The 19908-nt window shown below is 74.3% G+C and carries 1 protein-coding gene; it reads right to left on the minus strand.

Annotated elements, in window-relative coordinates; all coding sequences use genetic code 11:
• Positions 1-37 precede the first annotated feature (37 nt).
• Positions 38-19876, minus strand: a complete 19839-nt coding sequence (locus BM430_RS22285) for an Ig-like domain-containing protein (protein ID WP_210188456.1) — start codon at positions 19874-19876, stop codon at positions 38-40.
• Between the last annotated feature and the right edge of the window lie 32 nt (positions 19877-19908).

Below are 19908 nucleotides of genomic sequence, written 5' to 3' on the forward strand. Positions count from 1 at the left end.
GAGCCTCGGGGGGTCGGGTACGGAGAGGTTGCGGGGGTCAGCGGCGTCCCGCCGCCCCGGAGGGAGGCGGCGGTTCGGCGAAGGCGGCGTGGAGGCGCGCCTGGCCGTGCTCGAACCGGTTCGCGAAGCCGCGCAGCTTGTGGGCGAGGCCCGGCCCCGGAGCCTCGGCCGGGCCCGGCCCGGCCGGCGCCGGGTCGTCGCGGAACATCCAGTCGGAGGGCGGCACCTCGCCCTTGCGGATCAGGATCGGCTCGGCATCGGGCGTCGGCGGCGGCCCGGGGAGCACCGGGCGGACGGGCGCCGGGGCGACCGGCTCGGGCGGGCGCCGCAGGTCGCGGACCGACGGCAGCTCAGGGACCGACGGCAGATCGAGGACCGGGAGCGGCCCGGCCTCCAGGCGCCAGGCCCGGAGCGGGTCCACCACCTCCGGGGTGATCCGCAATGTCGTGCAGAAGGGCCGGCCCTCGTGCAGGACGTCGCGCACCCCGGGATCTGCGTGGCGCGGCAAGGCGTCCGCCAGGCGCAGGCCGGTACCGTCATGGACCCGGGCGTGCTCGACGACGTAGGGCAGGATCCGCAAGCTCCCGACCTCGGGGCACGGCCCGGCCGCGAGCAGGGGCACGTCCTCGACGATCCAGCCCGCACCGAACAGCAGCCGCTCGCGACTCGCCTCGCCGCGGTCGCGGGTGATGTTGTCGCCGGCCTGGAATGGGGCGACGGTGCCGCGCACCGCCGCGGTCGCGCTGCCGCCCTGCCCGTCCGACACGGTGTAGGTGAAGGCCGTCGCGCCGGCGAAGCCCGGGTCCGGTACGAAGAGCAGCGTACCGTCGGCCAGCAGCGTCACCTGTCCGCCGACGACCGCGACGCTGCCCCCGGGCGCGACGGGCCGGCCGTCGATCGCGGTGAGGCTGAGCGGATCGCCGTCGGGATCGCGGTCGTTGGCCAGCACCGGGATCACCGAGGGCGCGCCGGTGCTCGCGAAGGTGTCGTCGGCCGCGATCGGGGCATCCGCGACGGGGGCGATCGTGCCGAGGACCGTGCCGGTCGCGGTGCCGCCGCGTCCGTCGCTCACCGTGTAGGTGAAGCGGACCGCGCCGTTGACGTCCGGCGCCGGGACGAAGACCAGCGTGCCCTCGGCGGCGAGGCGCACGAGGCCGCCGGCGACGGCGACCGCCTCCCCAGGCGCGATCGGCCGCCCGTCGACCGCCGTGAGGCTGAGCGCGTCGCCCTCGACGTCGCGGTCGTTGGCCAGCACCGCGATCGTCACCGCACCGTCCTCGGCCACGACGAAGGTGTCGGTGCCCGCCACCGGGGGGTCGTCGACCAGCGCGACGCTGCCGGTGACGACGGTCGTGGCGCTGCCGCCCCGCCCGTCGGAGGCGGTGTAGGCGAACGAGACCGGGCCGTTGAAGTCGGCGGCCGGCACGAAGGTGAGCGTGCCGTCAACGTTCAGCGTCACCGTGCCGCCCGCCACCGCGACCGAACCGCCCGCCGTGATCGCCCGACCGTCGATGGCGGTGACCGTCAGGGAATCGCTGTCGGGATCGGCGTCGTTGGCGAGCACCGGCACGCGGACCGACGTATCCTCGGCCGTGACGAAGCGGTCGGCGGCGGGGGTCGGCACGTCGTCGACGGGCGAGACGGTCCCGCCGACGGTCGCGGTGGCGCTGCCGCCCTGCCCGTCCGATGCCGTGTAGGTGAAGGAGACCGGTCCATTGAAGTCGGGATTCGGCACGAAGGTGAGCGTGCCGTCCGGGTTGAGGGTCACGGCGCCGCCCGCCACCGCGACCGTGCCGCCTGGCAGGATGCCGACGCCGTCGACCGCCGTGACTGCCAGCGGATCACCGTCGGCATCGCGGTCGTTGGCGAGCACGGCGACGACCGTCGGCCGGTCCTCGGAGGTCGCGAGCGCGTCGGCGGCGACGACCGGCGCATCGTTGACCGGCGCGACGACGCCACTGACGGTCGCGGTGGCGCTGCCGCCCCGGCCGTCCGACACCGTGTAGGTGAAGGAAACCGCGCCGTTGGCGTCCGCGGCCGGCGCAAAGGTGAGCGTGCCGTCAAGGTTCAGCGTCACCGCGCCGCTCGCGACCGCGACCGTACCGCCCGGCGCGACGGCCTGGCCGTCGATCGCCGTGACCGCCAGCGGATCGCCGTCCGCGTCGCGGTCGTTGGCGAGCACAGCCAGGGTAGCGGGCGTGTCCTCGGCCGTCGTGAACGCATCGGCGCCGGCGAGGGGCGCGTCGTTGACCGGCGTGACGAGCCCGCTCACCGTCGCGGTCGCGCTGCCGCCCCGGCCGTCCGACACGGTGTAGGCGAACGAGACCGGGCCGTCGAAATCGGGCTGGGGTACGAAGGTGAGGCTGCCGTCGGGATTCAGCGTCACGCGACCACCCGCGACCGCGACCGTGAGGCCTGGCGCGATGGCGACACCGTCGATCGCCGTCACCGCCAGCGGATCGCCCTCCGCGTCGCGGTCGTTGGCGAGCACCGCCAGGGTGGCGGGCGTGTCCTCGATCGCCGCGAGCGTGTCGGCGCCCGGCACCGGCGCGTCGTCGACCGGCGTGACCGTGCCGCTGACGGTCGCCGTGGCGGTGCCGCCCCGCCCGTCGGAGACGGTGTAGGCGAACGAGACCGGGCCGTTGACGTCGGCGGCCGGCGCGAAGACGAGCGTGCCGTCGACGTTCAGCGTCACCGTGCCGCCCGCCACCGCGACGGTGCCGCCTGAGGTGATCGCCCGGCCGTCGATGGCGGTGACCGTCAGGGGATCGCCGTCGGCGTCGGCATCGTTGGCAAGCACCGGCACGAGGACGGAGGTGTCCTCGGCGGTCGTGAAGGCGTCGGCCGCGGGGACCGGCGCGTCGTCGACCGGCGTGATGGTGCCGGTGACGGTCGCCGTGGCGGTCCCGCCCTGCCCGTCCGAGACGGTGTAGGCGAAGGCGACCGTGCCGTTGGCGTTCGGGGCCGGCACGAAGGTGAGCGTGCCGTCCTGATTCAGGGTCACCGCGCCGTTCGTCACCGCGACCGTGAGACCTGGCGCGACGGCCTGCCCGTCGATCGCCGTGACCGTCAGCGGATCGCGGTCCACGTCGCGGTCGTTCCCCAGCACCGTGACGATGGCGGGCGTGTCCTCCGCCGTCGTGAAGGCGTCGGCCGTCGCGACGGGCGCGTCGTCGACCGGCGCGACCGTGCCGGCGACGCTCGCGCTGGTGGTCCCGCCCTGCCCGTCGGAGACGGTGTAGGCGAACGAGACCGAACCATTGAAGTCGGCGGTCGGCGCGAAGACGAGCGTGCCGTCGGCGTCGAGCGTGATCGTCCCGCCCGCCACCGCTACGGACCCGCCCGCGGTGACCGCCTGACCGTCGATGGCGACGACCGTCAGCGGATCGCCGTCGGCATCGGCGTCGTTCGCCAGCACCGGTATGACGACGGGGGTGTCCTCGGCCGTCGTGAAGCCGTCGGCGGTGGGGACAGGCGCGTCGTTCACCGGCGTGACGATGCCGGTCACGGTCGCGGTGGCGCTGCCGCCCTGGCCGTCCGATACCGTGTAGGTGAAGGAGACCGCGCCGTTGACGTCCGGGGCCGGCGCGAAGGTCAGCGTGCCGTCGGGGTTGAGGGTCACCGCGCCGTTCGCGACCGCGACCGTGAGGCCCGGCGCGATGCCGACGCCGTCGACCGACGTGATCGCCAGCGGGTCGCCGTCCGCGTCGCGGTCGTTGGCCAGCACGGCGATCCGCGCCGGAATCTCCTCGAGCGTCGTGAACCGGTCGGCCCCGAGGGCGGGCGCGTCGTTCGCCGGCGTGATGGTGCCGGCCACCGTCGCCGTGGCGGAGCCGCCCCGCCCGTCGGACACGGTGGCGCTGAAGCCGACCGGTCCGGTGACGTCCGTCGCCGGGACGAAGGTGAGGGTGCCGTCCGGATTGAGCGTCACGGTGCCGCCCGGGACAACGACCGAGCCGCCCGCCGCGATCGCCCGGCCGTCGATCGCCGTGACCGTCAGCGGATCGCCGTCGACGTCGCTGTCGTTGGCGCGCAGGTCGAAGGTGACGGCGCCGTCCTCGGGCACGGTGAACGCGTCGTCCCCGAGAACCGGTGCGTCGTTGACCGGCGTGACGATGCCCGCAACGGTCGCCGTGGCGCTGCCGCCCCGGCCATCCGACACCGTGTAGGTGAAGGAGACCGCGCCGTTGACGTTCGGCGCCGGCGCGAAGGTCAGCGTGCCGTCCGCGTTCAGGGTCACGGCGCCGTTCGCCACCGCGACCGTGCCGCCGGGCGCGATGGTAACCCCGTCGATCGCCGTGACCGCCAGCGGATCGCCGTCGGCATCGCGGTCGTTGGCGAGAACCGCGACGGTCGCCAGCGTATCCTCCGCCGTCGTGAAGGCATCGGCCGTCGCGACGGGCGCGTCGTTCACCGGCGTGACCGTACCGGTGACGGCGGCCGTGGCGGTCCCGCCCTGCCCGTCCGACACGGTGTAGGTGAACGAGACCGGACCGTCGAAATCGGCAGCAGGGGCGAAGAGGAGCGTGCCGTCGGCATCGAGCGTCACCGTACCGCCCGCCACCGCGACCGAGGCGCCCGCCGCGATGGCCTGACCGTCGATCGCCGTGAGCGTCAGCGGGTCTGCGTCGGCATCGGCGTCGTTGGCGAGGACCAGCACGGGGACCGGCGTGTCCTCGGTAGTCGTGAAACCGTCGGCAACCGGCGCAGGGACGTCGTTGATCGGCGTGACCGTGCCGGTGACGGTCGCCGTGGCGGTGCCGCCCCGGCCGTCGGACACCGTGTAGGTGAAGGAGACCGCGCCGTTGGCGTCCGGGGCCGGCGCGAAGGTCAGCGTGCCGTCCGGGTTCAGCGTCACGGCGCCGCTCGCGACCGCGACCGTGCCGCCTGGCGCGGCGGCCTGCCCGTCGATCGCCGTGATCGTCAGCGGATCGCCGTCCGCGTCGCGGTCGTTGGCGAGAACCGTGACGGTCGCGGGCGTGTCCTCCGCCGTCGTGAAGGCGTCGGCGATGGCGACGGGCGCGTCCTGGACCGGCGTGACGATCCCGCTCACCGTCGCGGTCGCGCTGCCGCCCTGCCCGTCGGAGACGGTGTAGGCGAACGAGACCGGGCCGTTGAAATCGGCGACCGGCGTGAAGGTCAGCGTGCCGTCGGCATTGAGCGTGACCGTCCCGCCCGCCACCGCGACCGAGCCGCCCACCCCGATCACCCGACCGTCGATCGCCGTGACCGTCAGCGGGTCACCGTCGACATCGGCGTCGTTGGCCAGCACGGCGAGGGTCGCAGGCGTGTCCTCGGCGGCCGCGAAGCCGTCGGCAGCCGCTACCGGCCCATCATTGACCGGAGCGATGGTACCGGTGACCGTGGCCGTGGCGGTGCCGCCCCGGCCATCCGACACCGTGTAGGTGAAGGCGACCGCGCCGCTGGCGTCCGGGGCCGGCGCGAAGGTCAGCGTGCCGTCCGGGTTCAGCGTCACGGCGCCGTTCGACGCCGCGACCGTGCCGCCTGGCGCGACGGCCTGGCCGTCGATCGCCGTGATCGTCAGCGGATCGCCATCCGCGTCGCGGTCGTTGGCGAGAACCGCCAGGGTGGCAGGCGCGTCCTCCGCCGTCGCAAAGACGTCGGCGGCGGCGACGGGCGCGTCGTTCACCGGGCCGACCGTCACGGTCACCGTGTAGGTGCTCGTCGCCGTCCCGTCCGACACTGCGTAGGTGAAGCGGTCCGTCCCGTTGAAATCCGGGTTCGGCACGTAGGTGAAGCGGCCGTCGGCCGTGACCGTGGCGCGGCCGCTGGCCGGGCCGGCGGCGAGCGCGTAGGCGACCGCGTCGCCCTCGGCGTCGAAGGCCGGCGGCAGGGTTCCGGAGACCGGCGCGTCCTCCAGCGTCGCCACGGCGAGCGGGGCGGCGACGGGGGCGTCGTTGAGCGGCTGCACGGTGACGGTGACGGTCGCGAGCGCGGTGCCGCCCTGGCCGTCGTCGATGCGGACCTGGAAGGTCTCGACGCCGCTGGCATCCGGGTTCGGCTTGTAGATGAAGGTGCCGTCCGGATCGAGGCGGACGGTCCCGCCCGCCGGCTGCGCCACGAGGGCGAAGGTCAGGGCGTCGCCGTCGAGGTCGGCCGCGACGATCGCGCCGGCCACCGGCTGCTCCTCGGTCGTCGTCAGGGCGAGGTTCTGGGTCGTCGGGGCGTCGTTCACCGGCGCGATCAGGATCGTGGCGGTATCGACGTCCGCGAGCGGCCCGCCGGCCCCCCCTGCGCCGTCATCCGCTGTCCGCATCGTCAGCGTGATCGGATCGGTGCCGTTCGCCGGCGGCGTGAAGACCGGGGCCGAGGCGGCGAGGTAGGCGTTGAGGGCGTCGCGCGTGCCCGACAGCGTCAGCGCGCCGGTGCCGCTGCCCACGACCGTGACGCCGCCCGCCGGGATCGCCGCGAGCGCACCGGCATCGACCGTCAGGGTCACCGTGAGGGGGCCGGCATCGGCGTCGGCGATCGACAGGCCGAGCAGCGGGAGCGGCGCGTCCTCCTGCCCGGTGAAGGAGGGCGGCAGCCCGTTGACCGGCGCGTCGTTCACCGGCGTCACGATCCCGGTCACCTGCCCGACCGAGGCGGCGATGCCGTCGGAGAGGGTGTAGGCGAACTGCACCGGGCCGGCGAAGTCCGGCGCCGCCGCGAAGGTGAGCGTGCCGTCCGGGTTCAGCGTCACGGTGCCGCCCGCGACCGCGACCGCACTGCCGGGTGCGACCGCTCGGCCGTCGATGGCGACGATCGCGAGCGGGTCGCCGTCGACGTCGCGGTCGTTGGCGAGGACCGGGATCGAGACGATGCCGTCCTCCGCGACCGCGAAGGCGTCGGCGAGCGCCACCGGCGCGTCGTTGACCGGGGCCACCGTGATCGTGACGGCGGCGAGGCTGGTGCCGCCGTTGCCGTCCGAGACCCGGTAGGTGAAGCCGTCGGAGCCGGCGAAGTCGGGGTTCGGCGTGTAGGTGAAGCGGCCGTCCGGCAGGAGCACGATGGTGCCGTTGGCAGGCCCCGTGACGAGCCCGTAGGCGAGGGCGTCGCCGTCGGGATCGGCGTCCGGCCCGGTGCCATTGTCCACCGCGAGGCTGCCGGTCAGCACACCGTCCTCGGCGACCGCGAAGGCGTCGTCGGCGGCGACCGGGGCCGGGTTGACGATCGTCCAGTCGACGCTGCGGCTCGCGGCGGCGCCGGACGGATCGGTGGCGGTGATCGTCACCCGGTAGGTCGCGCTCCCCGCGGCCCCCGAGGCGCCGGGCGCGACCGTGCCGGAGATCGCCCCTGTCGCCGGGTCGATCGCGAGCCCGGGCGGGAGGCCCGTCGCCGCGAAGGCGAGCGCGTCGCCGTCGGCGTCGCGGAAGGCCGCGCCCGCCGCGAGGGCGACCGTCTCCCCGTCGGCGTTCCGGAGCGGCGCGAACGCGTCGGCATCCGGCGCGTCGTTCAATCCGTCGACCCGTACGGTGAGCAAAGCCGTCGCGAGGCCGCCGGCGCCGTCCGAGACGGTGTAGCCGACGCTCGTCGCCCGCGACGCGCCCGCCGGGAGGCCGACGAAGTCAGCGCCCGGATCGAAGGCGAAGCCGCCATCCGCCCGGATGGTGAAGGTGCCGCCGGCCGAGCCGGCGACGGCGGCGCCGACCCCGCCCGCGGGCGCGCCCACGCCCACGATCGTCAGGACGTCGCCGTCGACGTCGGTGTCGCGGCCTGCCGGGCCCGAGATCCCCGACCCCAGGATGACGTTGCCGGTGACCGCCGTGTCCTGGTCCGTCGCCGCGGCGTCGTCGGCCGCGACGGGGGCGTCGTTGACCGGGATCACCGTGCCGGTGACGAGCCCGGTCGCCGTGCCGCCGCTCCCGTCCGCCAGCGTGTAGGTGAAGGAGACCGGGCCATCGATATCGGGGGCCGGGGTGAACAGCAGCGTGCCGTCCGCCTGCAGCGCGATCGAACCGGTGCCGATTGCGACGCTCCCGCCGGGAAGGATCGCGACGCCGTCGATCTGCGTCACCGCGAGGGGATCGCCGTCGGCATCGGTGTCGTTGGCGAGCACCCGGATCGTGACGGGCACGTCCTCGGGCGTGACGAAGGCGTCGGCGGCCGCCGCCGGTGCGTCGTTCACCGCGGCGACCGCGACGGTGACCGTGTAGGTCACGGCCGTGGTGCCGTCGCTGATCGTGTAGGTGAAGCCGTCGGGCCCGGAATAGTTCGGCGCCGGGGTGTAGGTGAAGGTGCCGGTCGGGTCGATCGCGACCGTGCCGTTCGTCGGCGGCGTCGCGAGGGCGTAGGTCAGGGCGTCGCCGTCGAGGTCGGCGGCGGTCGGCAGGCGGCCGCTCGCCGGCGTGTCCTCGATCGCCGCGAGGGTCGCGTCGCTGCCGACGGGCGCGTCGTTGGCGCCCGCGACCGTGACGGTGAGCACCGCGGTCGCGGTGCCGCCCTGGCCGTCGGAGACCGTGTAGGCGATGCTCGAGGTGCGGGTGATCCCGGCCGGCAGGTCGTCGAAATCGGAGCCGGGCGCGAAGTCGAACGTGCCGTCGGCGCGAATCGTGAACAGGCCGCCGGCCGAGCCGGCGCGCGGGGCGCCGATTCCGGCACCGGCGCCGCCGACCGCGACGACGCTCAAGGAATCGCCGTCCGGGTCGCGGTCGGGGCCGGCGCCGTTGTCGGCGAGGACCGAACCCGATACCGGCACGCCCTGGACCGTCGCGACGGCGTCGGCCTCGGCCACCGGGGCCGGGTTGGCGATCCGCAGGACGAGAGCCTGCGTCGCCGTGGTGCCGGAGGGGTCCCGCACCGTCACCGCGACGGCGTAGACGCCGCCATTGGTCTGCGAGGCGGCCGCGTCGACGGTGCCGGCGATCACCCCGGTGGCGGGATCGATCGCGAGCCCGGCCGGCAGGCCGGCGGCGGCGAACAGCAGGGCGTCGCCGTCGATATCGGTGAAGAAGCCCGAGACGTCGAGGCGGACGGGCTCGCCGTCGGCGAAGGCCCGGTCGGGGATCGGCGCCGCGACCGGCGCGTCGTTGACCGGCGCCACGGCGACCGTCACCGCGTAGGTCACGGTGCTGCGGCCGTCGCTCAACGTGTAGGTGAAGCGGTCGGTCCCGGTGAAGTCGGGGTCCGGCGTGTAGGTGAAGGTGCCGTCGGCGCTGACCGCGACCGTGCCGTTCGCTGCCTGCGCGCCCTCGGCGTAGACGAGCGCGTCGCCGTCGGCGTCGGTCGCACCCGGCAGGGCTCCCACCAGGGCCCCGTCCTCCGCGGTCGCGACCGCGAGGTCGGCGGCGACCGGCGCATCGTTGGCGCCGGCGACCGTGACGGTGAGCGTCGCCGTCGCGGTGGCGCCGGACGGATCGGCGGCCGTGTAGGTCACGCGCGTCGCGCGGCTCTCGCCCTGCTGCAGGTCCTGGAAGGCCGCGCCCGGATCGAAGTCGTAGGTGCCGTCCGGCCGGATCGTGAAGGTGCCGCCGGCCGAGCCCGCCACAGCGGTCCCGACACCGGCCGGCAGGCCGGCGACCGCCACGACCGTGAGGGCGTCGCCCTCGGGATCGCGGTCGTTCGCCAGCACCGAGGCGCCGCCGAGGATCGGCGCGTCCTCCCCCGTCGCCGCCGCGTCGTCGGCCGCTCCCGGCGCGGTGTTCACCGGCACCACCGCGACCGTCGCGACGGCGGCCTGCGAGACGTTGCCGGCGGTGTCGACCACGGTGAAGGTCAGGGTGCGTGCGCCGGGCGTCGGCGCGTCGCTCACGTTCTCGTAGCGGATCGCCGCCACGAGCGAGCGCAGGGTGCCGGCGGGCAGAGGCGTCCCGGCGCCGGCGGCGTTCACGACCGTGAGGGCGCCGTTGCCGTCATAGGCGTAAGCCAGCAGGCTGCCGCCGAAGGCGATCGTCCCGCTCGCGGCCGCGTCGCGCCGGATGTCGACGGCGCCGTTGAGATGCAGGATCTCGCTTGCCGCATCGGCCGGCTCGCCGCCGAACACGACCCGCACCCCGACGGCGTCGTCCTCGGCGTCGGCGAGGCTTACGCCCGGCGCCACCGCGACGGGACCGCCGCCCTCGACGAAGACGACGGCGGAATCGGGGCCCGGCTTCGCCGGGTCGAGGTCGATCGCCGGCGCGTCGTCGACCGCCACGACCGTGAGGCTCACGGCGGCATCCGCCATGGCGCCGTCCGCATCGACGATGCCGTAGGTGATCACGGTCGTGCCGTTAAAGTTCGCGGCCGGCGCGAAGGTGAGCGTGCCGTCGGCGTTGAGCGTCACCGTGCCGTCGGCGACGGCCACCGTTCCGCCCGGCGCGATCGGCCGGCCCTCGACCATGGCGATCCGGAGCGCGTCGCCGTCGGGATCGGCATCGGCGCCGGCGGGCCCGCTCGTCGTGCCGAGGCCGGAGATCGGATCGAAGGTGACCGGGACGTCCTCGGTCGTCGTGACGGTGTCGTTGACCGCGACGGGGACCGGGTTGGTGACGGTGAAGGTAAAGCTCGCCTGGGCCGGGGCAGCGCCGCCGTCGGAGGCCGTGACCGTGACCGTGTAGGCGCCGCCCCGCGACGCGGACGCGTCGAGGGTGCCGGAGATGACGCCCGCCGGGCTGATGGTCAGGCCGGGGGGCAGGCCGGCCGCCGTGAAGGCGAGGGCATCGCCGTCGGCATCCGAGAAGAAGTCCGAGACGTCGAAGTCCACGGCCTCGCCGTCGGCCCGCACGCGGTCGGGGATCGTGCCGGCGACCGGCGCGTCGTTGACCGGGGCGACCACGATCGCCACCGTCGCGGTGTCGGTGCCGGCGTTGCCGTCGTCGATCGTGTAGGTGAAGGACTCGGTGCCGTTGAAGTCCGGGTTCGGCGTGAAAAGCAGGACCGGGCGCCCGGCCCCTCCGGCGACGAGCTGCACGATGCCGTTGCTCGTCGGGACGGCGGGACCGCCGACGACCAGCGCGACGTTCTCGACGCGGATCACCACGTTGGTGTCGCCGTCCGGATCGACGTCGTTGCCGAGCACGTCGACGAGGACCGGCACGTCCTCCACCGCGTTGATCACGGTGTCGTTCTGGGCCTGCGGCGTCAGGTTGTTCACCGTGTAGGTGAACTGGCTCGACGCCCGGGCGCCCTGGGAATCCTCGGCGGTGACGGTGATCAGGTAGTCGCGGGTGCCGGTCGGCCCCGAGGCGCCGGGGGCGATCGTGCCTGAGATGACGCCGCCCGCCGTGATGCCGAGCCCCGGCGGCAGGCCGGTCGCGAAGAAGGTGAGCCGCTCGCCCTCGGGATCGCGGAAATCGCCCGAGACGTCGATGGTGAGCGTATCGCCGTCGTTGCGCACGGCGTCGGCGATGGGCGCCGTCGCGACCGGCGCGTCGTTCACCGCGTTGACCGAGACGTTGACGATCGCGGTCGAGAGGCCGCCCTGGCCGTCGCTGACCCGGTACACCACCGTGTCGACGCCGCTGTAATCGACGTTCGGCGTGTAGCGCAGGGTGCCGTCCGGGTTGATCGCGACCGTGCCGTTGGCCGCCACCGGGGCGAAGGCGGGATCGACGAACAGGGCGTCGCCGTCGGGATCGACGTCGTTGCCGACGACGTCGATGTCGACGCTCGTGTCCTCCGGGATCGTCACGGCGTCGTTGACGCCGACCGGCGCCGGGTTGGTGACCGTGAAGGCGAAGCTCGTCGCGGTGGTCGAGGCGCCGTCCGACGCCGTGACGGTGACGGTGTAGACGCCGTCGCCGGCGGGCCCGCCCTGGCTGGCGTCGCGGGCGATCGTGCCGGTGACCGAGCCGGTCACGGGATCGATGGCGAGGCCCGGCGGCAGGCCGGTGGCGGTGAAGGCGAGGGTGTCGCCCTCGGCGTCGTCGAAGAACGGCGCGAGGACGAGCCCTTGCGGGCCGAGGCCGTCGCCGTCGGCGCGGATCACCGCCGGGATCGTCGCGGCGGCGGGCGCATCGTTCGCGCCGGTGACCACCACCGTCAGGGTCGCGGTGTCGGCGCCGCCGTCGGTGTCCTGCAGCGCGTAGACGACGCTGGTCGCGCGCGTCTCCCCGGCCCGGAGGTCGGCGAAGTCCGGTCCGGCCGTGAAGGTGAAGGCGCCGTCGGCCGCGAGCGTGAAGCTGCCGCCCGCCGAGCCCCGCACCGTGGCGGGCACGCCGGGCGCGACCGCCACCCCGTCGACGCCGGTGACCGTCAGCGGGTCGCCGTCGTCGTCCTGGTCGTTGGCGAGCACGTCGCCCGAGGCCGCGCCTGCGGGCGCCGACACGGTGTCGGAGAAGCCCTTGGGCGGGATGTTGGCGATGAACCAGGTGAAGGCGCGGCTCGTGCTCAGGGTCCCGTCCGAGGCGGTGATCGTCACGCCGTAGACGCCGCCCCCCACGGTCGAGGCGTTCCCGGCGATCGTGCCCGAGACGAGGCCGGTGGCGGGATCGATGATGAGGCCCTGCGGCAGGCCGGTGGCCGCGAAGGTGAGGGCACCGCCCTCCGGATCCGAGAAGTAGACCGAGAAGTCCTGGGCCTCGCCGAGCACGAGCGCCTGGCCGTCGGTGTCGATCCGGTTGGCGATCGGGGCCGAGACCGGGGCGTCGTTGGCCGCCAGCACCGTGACCCTGACGCTGGCGCTGGCAAAGCCGCCGTTGCCGTCGGCGATCGTGTAGACGATCGTGTCGGTGCCGTTGAAGTCCGGGGCCGGCGTGTAGACGAGCGCGCCGCCGTCGATCGCGACGCTGCCGGCGCCCGCGGAGGCCGCCACGATGGCGAGCGGGTCGGCGTCCGCATCGACGTCGTTGGCCAAGACCGCGATGCGGACGGGCACGTCCTCGGGGGTGGTCGCGGCGTCGTCGAGGGCGACCGGCGCCGGGTTGGTCACCGTCAGGGTGAAGGCCTGGCTCAGGGACTGGCCGCCCGGGTCGGTGGCCGTCACGGTGACGGCGTAGATCCCGCCGCCGACCTGGCTCGCGCCGCCCGCGATGGTGCCGGAGAGGAAACCGGTCACGGGGTCGATGGCGAGGCCCTGCGGCAGGCCGGTCGCCGCGAAGGCGAGGCGGTCGCCGTCCGGGTCGCGGAAGAAGTCGGCGAGGTCGTAGGTGAAGGTCTGGCCGTCGGCCCGCACGCGGTCGGGGACCGGGGTGACGATCCGGGGCGCGTCGTTCACCGGCGTGACCGTGACCAGGGCCGTCGCGGTGTCACGGCCGCCGTTGCCGTCGATGATCGTGTAGGTGAAGGATTCCTGGCCGGTGAAGTCCGGGTTGGGGGTGAAGCGCAGCACCTCGGTCTCAGCGCCGTCGAGGATGAGCTGCACGCTGCCGTTGGCGGTGGCGACCGCCGGGCCGTTGAGCACCAGCACGACGTTGTTGACCGCGATCAGCCGCTCGGAATCGCCGTCCGGGTCGGTGTCGTTGCTGAGGATCGGGATGATGACGGGAGTGTCCTCGGCCGTCGTCGCCACGTCGTCGCGCGCCTGCGGCGGCAGGTTGAGCACCGTGTAGGCGAAGCTCACGCTGCTCGTCGCGCCGCTCGCGTCCCGCGCCGACACGGTCACCGGGTAGGTCAGGGTTCCGGTCGGGCCCGAGGCGTCGGCCGCCAGCCGGCCGGTGATGCGCCCGGTCACCGGGTCGAGGCCGAGCCCCGGCGGCAGCCCCGTCGCGGCGAAGATGAGCGCCTCGCCCTCCGGGTCGCTGAAGAACGCGCCCGCGTCGATCGCGTCGACGTCGCCGTCGTTGCGGATGCGGTCGGCGATCGGGGCCGTGACGGGCGCGTCGTTGACCGCCGCCACCGTCACGCTCACCGCGGCGCTCGCGGTGCCGCCGTTGCCGTCCGAGATCGTGTAGACGATCGTGTCGACCCCGTTGAAGTTCGGGGCCGGCGCGTAGGTGATCGCCCCGTCCTGGCCGAGGGTCACCGTGCCGTGCCCGGCGCTGGCGGCGATCACCCGCAGCGGGTCGCCGTCGGGATCCGCATCCGGTACGCCGCCGCTGGCGCTGCCGTCGAGCACGTTGAGGGTGACGGGGATGTCCTCGAGGGTGACGGCGGTGTCGTTGCGCGCCACCGGGGCCGGGTTGGCCACCACCACGGCGTAGCTGTCGCTGGCGGTGCCGCCCTGCCCGTCCGAGGCGGTGACGACGACCGTGTAGGTGCCGTTCCCGTTGGGGCCACGCTGGCTGGCGTCGCGGTCGATGGTGCCCGAGACGACGCCGTCCGGCGAGATCGTCAGGCCCGGCGGCAGGCCGGTCGCCGTGAAGGTCAGACGGTCGCCGTCGATGTCGGCGAAATAAGCGGCGGCGTCGAAGCTGACCGCCTGCCCGTCGGTGCGCATCCGGTCCGGCAGGGGCGTCGTCGCCGCCGGCGCGTCGTTGGCCGGCGCCACGGCGACGACGACGTCGTACTCGGCAAGCCCTCCGCGCCCGTCGCTGACGACGTAGCTGAAGCGGTCGGTGCCGTTGAAATCAGGTGCCGGCTGGTAGGTGAAGGTGCCGTTCGGGTTGATCGTCACGGTGCCGCTCGCCGGCGTCGTGCTGCCGGGCGCGTAGGTGACCGTGTCGCCGTCCGCGTCGAAGGCCGCCGGCAGGGCGGCGGTCAGCGCCGTGTCCTCGCCGGTGGCGTAGGCGGCATCCGCTGCGACCGGAGGGTCGTTGACCGGAGCGAGCACGCCGGTGACCGCGGCGCTCGCCGTGCCGCCCTGCCCGTCCGACACCGTGTAGGTGAACGAGACCGGGCCGTTGACGTCCGTGATCGGCACGAAGGTCAGGGTGCCGTCGGGGTTGAGCGTGACGCGGCCGGCCGCGACCGCGACCGTGTCGCCGGGGACGATGCCGGTGCCGTCGATCGCCGTGATCGTCAGCGGGTCGCCGTCGCGGTCGCCGTCGTTGCCCAGCACCGCGATCGTGACGGGGGTGTCCTCGGTGCCGGCGAAGCTGTCGGGAAGCACCGTGGGTGCGTCCTCGACCGGCGTCACCAGGCCCGAGACGGTGGCGCTGTCGCTGCCGCCGTTGCCGTCCGAGAGCGAGTAGGTGAAGGAGACCGGGCCGTTGAAGTCGGGGAGCGGCACGAAGGTGAGGGTGCCGTCGGCATTGAGCGTCACCGCGCCGCCGGCGACCACGATGGTGCCGCCCGGCGCGATGAAGGCGCCGTTGATCTGGATCAGGCCGAGGGTGTCGCCGTCGACGTCGCTGTCGTTCCCGCGCACGTCGAAGGTGACGGCGCCGTCCTCCGGCACGCTGAAGCTGTCGTCGCCGAGCACCGGCGCGTCGTTGATCGGCGCGAGGGCGCCGGTGACGGTCGCCGTCGCGACGCCGCCGCGCCCGTCCGAGACGGTGTAGGTGAAGGAGACCGGGCCGTTGAGGTTCTGGGCCGGCACGAAGGCGAGGGTCCCGTCGGGGTTCAGCGTCACGGCGCCGCCCGCCACCGCGACCGTGCCGCCGGGCACGATGCCGGTGCCGTCGATGGCGGCGATGGTCAGCGGGTCGCCGTCGGCGTCGCGGTCGTTCGCCAGCACCGCGATCAGCGCCGGCGTATCCTCGGTGCCGGTGAAGCTGTCGGCGAGCGCCACCGGCGGGTCCTGGACCGGCGTCACCACGCCGCTCACCGTCGCGGTGGCGCTGCCGCCCTGCCCGTCCGAGACGGTGTAGGTGAACGAGACCGGCCCGTTGAAGTCGGGCCGAGGCACGAAGCCGAGCGTTCCGTCGGGGTTGAGCGTGATCGCGCCCCCCGCCACCGCGACCGTCGTGCCGGCGGTGATCGCCCGGCCGTCGATGGCGGTGATCGTCAGCGGGTCGGCGTCGACGTCGATGTCGTTCGTCAGCACCGCGAGGGTCGCGGGCGTGTCCTCGGCGGTGATGAAGCCGTCGGCGGCCGGCACCGGGACGTCGTTGACCGGCGTGATGGTGCCGCTGACGGCGGCCGTGGCGCTGCCGCCCTGCCCGTCCGATACCGTGTAGCTGAACGAGACCGCGCCGTTGGCGTTCGGGGCGGGCGTGAAGGTCAGCGTGCCGTCGCCTTTCAGGGTCACGGCGCCGTTCGCCACCGCGACCGTGAGGCCGGGCGCGATGGCCTGCCCGTCGATCGCCGCGACCGTCAGCGGAGCCCCCTCGGCATCGGTGTCGTTCAGGCGCGGATCGACGGTGACCGGCTGATCCTCGCGGGTCGCGATCCCGTCGCCCTGCGCGACCGGCGCGTCGTTGGTGCCGGTCACGACCACGGTCGCGGTGCCGGTGGCGGTGCCGCCCTGGCCGTCGGAGAGCGTGTAGGTCGCCTGCGTCACCCGGGTCTCGCCCGCCGCGAGGTCGACGAAGTCGGTGCCGGGCTCGAAGCCGAAGCTGCCATCCTGGGCGATCGTGAAGCGGCCGCCCGCCGAGCCCGCGACCGGCACGCCGACGAGGCCGGCGGCGCCGTTGACGGCGGCGACCGCGAGGGCGTCGCCGTCCGGGTCGAGATCCGGGCCGGCGCCGTTATCCGCCAGCACCGAGCCGCCGACCGGCGTGTTCTGGTCGGTCGCGAAGGAATCGTCCCGGGCCACCGGCGCCGGGTTCGCCACCGCGAGGGCGAAGGTGCGGCTGGTGCTCAGGCCGAGGCGGTCCGTGGCGGTGACCGTGACCGCGTAGGGGCTGCCCGCGCTGGCACCGGCCGCGAGGGTGCCGCTGACGAGGCCCGTCGCGGAATCGATGGTCAGGCCCGCTGGCAGGCCGGCGGCGGTGAAGCGTAACGCGTCGCCGGCATCCGGGTCGGCGAAGCTGCCCGCGAGGGCCAGCGCGACGGCCGCGCCGTCCTGGGCGGCCTGGTCCGGAATCGGTGCCGAGACCGGCGCGTCGTTGCGACCGGTGACCGTGACGGTGAAGCTCGCGTCCGACGCCGCCCCCGAGGGGTCGGCGATGCGGTAGGTGATGGAGGTCGCGCGGGTCTGCCCCTCGGCGAGGTCGGCGAAGGCGCCCGCCGGGTCGAAGGTCGCGCTGCCGTCGGCGGCGACGACGAAGCGCCCCCCGGCCGATCCCGCCACGAGGGCGCCGACCTGCCCGGCCGCCCCGTTCACCGCGACGATCGCCACCGGGTCGCCGTCCGCGTCGGCATCGTTGGCGAGCAGGCTCGCGGCGACCGGTATGTTCGCGTCGGTGGCGGCGGCATCGGGCGCGGCGACCGGCGTGTCGTTGACCGGCGCGACCGACACCGTGACCGTGTACTCGCGCGTCACCGTGCCGTCGTCGACCGTGTAGGTGAAGCTGTCGAGGCCGCTGGCATTGGCCTCCGGCACGTACAGGAAGGTGCCGTCGGGACGGATGTCGACCCGGCCGCTCGCCGGCTGGCGGCTGCCCGGCCCGTAGGTCACGACGTCGCCGTCGACGTCGCTCGCGGCCGGCAGCCGGCCCTGGAGCGGCGTGTCCTCGACTGTCGCGACCGCGGCATCCGCCGCGACCGGGGCGTCGTTGACCGGCGTCACCGTGATGGTTCGCGTGTCGGTGTCGATGAGCGCGCCGCCAGCACCCGTATTGCCGCGGTCGTCCGTCACCATCGTCAGGGTGACGGGGCCGTTGAAATCGGGTGTCGGCGCGAAGACCGGGGCGGCGGGCCCGGCGAGATAGGCGTTGATCGCCGCGACGGTGCCGGTGAGGACGAGGCGGCCGCCGCCCGACCCCGCGACCGCGACGCCGGCGGTCCCGGTCGCCGCCAGGATGCCGCGATCGACCGCGAGCGTGACGGTGACCGCGCCCGGCCCGGCATCGATGTCGGCGATCGCGAGGCCGGTGAGTTGCGCGGGCGTGTCCTCGGCCGTGCCGAAGGAGGCCGGCAGGGTGTTGACCGGCGCGTCGTTCACCGGGGTGAGGTTGAGCGTCACCGTGTTCGGGGTCGGGTCGGTGTCCTGGCCGCCATTGGCGACCCCGCCGTTGTCGCGCACCCGGAAAGTGAAGGTCGTGGCGCCGCTGACATCCGCGCTCGGCGTGAAGGTGAGGAGTCCGAGATTGGCGGCGGTGATCCCTTGGCCCGCCGCGACCGCGACGCCGCCGAGGGCCAGGGTGCCGCCCGCCGGCAGCGTGTCGACGATCACCGCCTCGAGGGCGTTGGTCGGATCGTCGGCGGGATCGGTGAGGCCGAAATCCAGGGCCGAGAAGGTGTAGGTCGTATCCTCGGCGAGCGTGATGCTGCGGTCGGCGCCCGCGGGCGCGTCGTTCACCGGCGTGATCAGGATCGTCGCGGTGTCGATGTCGGTCAGCGCCATGCCGCCGGTATTGCCGTTGTCGCTGGTCGCCATCGTCAGGGTGACGCTGGCGGTGGCGTTGGCGGCGGGGGTGAAGACCGGGGCCGAGGACCCGGAGAGATAGGCGTTGAGCGCGGCGATCGTGCCGTCGAGGGTGAGCGTGCCGGTGCCCGCACCCGAGACCGCGACGCCGGCCGCCGAGGCGGCACCGAGGGCGCCCGAGTTCACGCTCAGGCTGACGCGGACGATTCCCGTGCCGGCATCCGCATCGGCGACCGCGAGGCCGGCGAGGACGAGGCCGGTATCCTCGCGTGTCGCGAAGGCGGTCGGCAGGGTGTTGACCGGCGGGGTGTTGACCGCCGCGACCGCGACCCGGACCGTCCCGGTCTCGAAGACGCCGCCCGCGCTCACCGTGTAGGTGAAGGTCGACATGCCGTTGAAGTCGGTCGCCGGGCCGAAGACCAGCACGCCCTGCGGCGTCAGCGTGACGGTGCCGTTCTCGACCGCGACGGCCGGGCCGCCGGCGGCGATGGCGGTGCCGTTCACCGCCGTGACGGTGCGGCCGACATCCTCGAAGGTGTCGTTGGCGAAGACCGGGATCGCGACCGGCGCGTCCTCGTCGGTCACCGCCGCGTCGTCGGCGATGTCGACGACCGGCGCCACGGTGAGTGCCACCGCGCCGCTCGCGGCGAGCGCCCCGTCCGAGACCTGGAGCGTGAGCTGGGCCGGGCCGTTAGTGTCCGGGTTCGGCCCATAGGACGCGCCGTCGAGGGCCGCGTTGATCGCCGCGGCCGTGCCGCTGAAGGTCGTCGCGGCATCCGCCGTGCCGTCGCCGGCGGCGAAGGTCAGGCCCGTGATCCCGGCAAGCGAGAAGGTGCCGCCGGTGACCGCGATCGAGACGGTGAGGACGCCGCTGTCGATGTCGGCCACCGCGAGCGCGTTGCCGCCGGCGGTGGAGAAGACCCGCGCGGTGTCCTCCGCCGTAACCTGCGCCCCCGGGATGGCGACGACGGGGGCGTCGTTCACCGGCGTGACGGTCACCGTCACGGTCGCGGTCTCGGTCACGCCGCCGGCGGTCACCGTGTAGGTGAAGCTCGTGACGCCGTTGAAGTCCGGCGGCGGCGCGTAGACGATCGTGCCGTCCGCCGAGGCGGCGACGCTGCCCTGGCCGGCGGGTGGCTGGGTCACGGCGGTCAGGGTCCGGCCCGGATCCGAAAAGCCGTCGGCGGTGGCGCCGTTGGTGCCGAGGATGAGGTTCGCACCGACCGCCGTGTCCTCGCGGGTCGTCAGGGTGTCGGCCGTGATGTCGGCGACCGGCGTCACCTGGATGGCGATCGTGTCGGTGTCGGTCGCCGTGCCGTCGCTCGTCGCCACCGTGAGCTGGGCGGCGCCGTTGAAGTCGGGCGCGCCCCGGTAGGTCAGGCCGGCGAGCGCCGCATTGACCTGCGCCGCGCTGCCCGAGACGACGATTCTCGCGCTGCCGTTGCCGTTGATCGTCGCCCCGCCCCCCGCGGCGACCGTCGCCGTCCCGCCCGTGACGGTGAGCGTGGCGGTGAGCGCGTCGCCGTCGACATCCGCCACGCGGACGGAGCTGCCGTTGACGAAGGCGAGCGGCGCATCTTCGGCGACGACCTGGGCGCCCGGCACGGTGTTGACCGGCGCGTCGTTGACGGGCGTGACGGTGACGGCGACCGTGGCGGTCTCGGTCACGCCCCCTGCGGTCACCGTGTAGGTGAAGCTCG

Source organism: Methylobacterium sp. 174MFSha1.1 (assembly GCF_900116815.1).
Taxonomy (GTDB): Bacteria; Pseudomonadota; Alphaproteobacteria; order Rhizobiales; family Beijerinckiaceae; genus Methylobacterium.